This window comes from Stieleria sp., from assembly GCF_041595215.1.
In the GTDB taxonomy this organism is placed as follows: Bacteria; Planctomycetota; Planctomycetia; order Pirellulales; family Pirellulaceae; genus Stieleria; species Stieleria magnilauensis.
Window position 1 is genome coordinate 1 of the sequence record NZ_JBFHKV010001435.1, and the last position, 1,717, is coordinate 1,717.

At 58.8% G+C, this 1,717-nt stretch carries 2 protein-coding genes; both read right to left on the minus strand.

From position 1 onward, the window contains the following. Window positions 1-766, minus strand: a 766-nt coding sequence (locus ABX749_RS31890) for a condensation domain-containing protein (protein WP_372899592.1), incomplete at its 3' end; no start/stop codon positions are given. Continuing rightward, a partial coding sequence (locus ABX749_RS31895; protein ID WP_372899593.1) for a class I SAM-dependent methyltransferase occupies window positions 763-1,717 on the minus strand: 955 nt, incomplete at its 5' end. The genes ABX749_RS31890 and ABX749_RS31895, both read right to left, overlap by 4 nt.

Here is a 1,717-nt window from a genome sequence, read left to right on the forward strand (position 1 = left end):
CGATCATGGTCGTGGCAAACAGATTGAAATGGCTCAGTGGTGCCGTGATTTGCCGAAATGGAGACGCCATCACCGTGGCTGCAATTGCCTGATTCTCCTCGTCGTTCAACCGCACGGTGACTCGGGTCTGTCGCGCCGAGACCGATTGGCGGCCGGCGGAATAGAATCGTGTTCCCGGCGCTGCGTCGCTGCGTTCGGCAAACCATGCCCTTTGCCGGGCAATGGAATCGTCGGACGTGTGGCGGTCCTGCCCATCGACGTACTGTCGATAGTCAGGGACATCCAAATGCGTGCGATCGCCTGGATCTGTTTCATAGAATTTCGCCAACGTTGCCAGAATCGCCCGTCCGGCAAACGCATCGGTCAACGCATGGTGAATCGTCAGATAGAATTCCCATTCGTCAGCTGCCAATCGAATGAGCATCGCGTCACAGAGCGACCGGGTGTGATCGAAGCGACCGGTAAGTCGTTCGTTGACGATTCGATCGGCGTCGGCCTGTGGATCGGGTGCGGACGAAACATCGACGACACGGCACTCCACCTCGCGCACCGCTCTGACGGTCGCCCGTGTCCATTGATCGTCAGCGGCGACGGTGCGAAGCACTTCGCTACGACTGACCAACTGTCGCAGCGCGTCGGCGAAGCGGTGCGGATCGATGCGGCCGTGAATCGTGTAGCGGTAGGGCACTTCGTACAGCGGGACATCTGGCTGCAGTTGTTGGCCGATCCAGATCAATTGCTGGTTGCCGGCGAATGATGGGTTCATCGCGGTGTGTCTCCCCGGCGGCGCGTGAGAAACAGGAACGTCGGATCCATCCCGCTTCCCGCAATGATCTCTGCGATTTGCCACCCCGCCGCGTCGACTTCGCGACGGACGGTTGCATCAGACAAGTGATGCCAAAACAACCCCGTGTAGATTCGTTCGCCGAATTCGGTACGGACATTTCCCGCCGTCAACCAAGCCACCGTCTTTGCGATCCCAAATCGGACCCAAGCCCCCGTTTTGGAACTTGCCCGCTGGTTGACGTACGAAACCACGGCCACTCCATCTTCGCTGCACAGGCGACCGCATTGATCCAGGAACTCGCGTCGCCGATCGACGCCCTGCACGGTGGAAACCATCCAACACGACGTGTAAACGACCTCGAAAGTTTCGGCAGGATCAAAGGTATCGAAATCCTCAGTGATGAACTCGGCCGAGAAACCGGCGTCGACGGCGTAGCGTTTTGCACGATCGATCATCCAATCCAAGCGATCGATGGCGGTGACGTGATAGCCGGCATCGGCAAACCATTTGGCTTCTCTGCCTTGACCGCAGAACGCGTCGAGCAGTCGGCACGAAGATCGATGTTTTAATAGGCTTGGCAACATGCGGGATTCGTGCGGCAACTGATAGCGGTCCGGATCATAAAACTCCGGCCGTGAGGCGTAGGTTTTATCAACCATGTCCGCGACATCACGACGACGCATCAGTCCGATCGAAATCGCCTCCAACAGGAATGCGGTCGCCGACAAAAACCAGCGTGCCGAATCAGGGCGTCGACGAAAACGTTCCGCCGCCGAATTCATGCCGGCACCGAGTGTCAGTCGCCAAGAACCGGTCGCGGCTGTCGATTCGGCGTCTGTCGGTTGATGCGAGGTTGCGGTCGCCGGCATGAATCGAATCAGCTCCTGCCCCGGCATGCGGCTTGGACATAGTCTGCGATGGTCCGTGGCG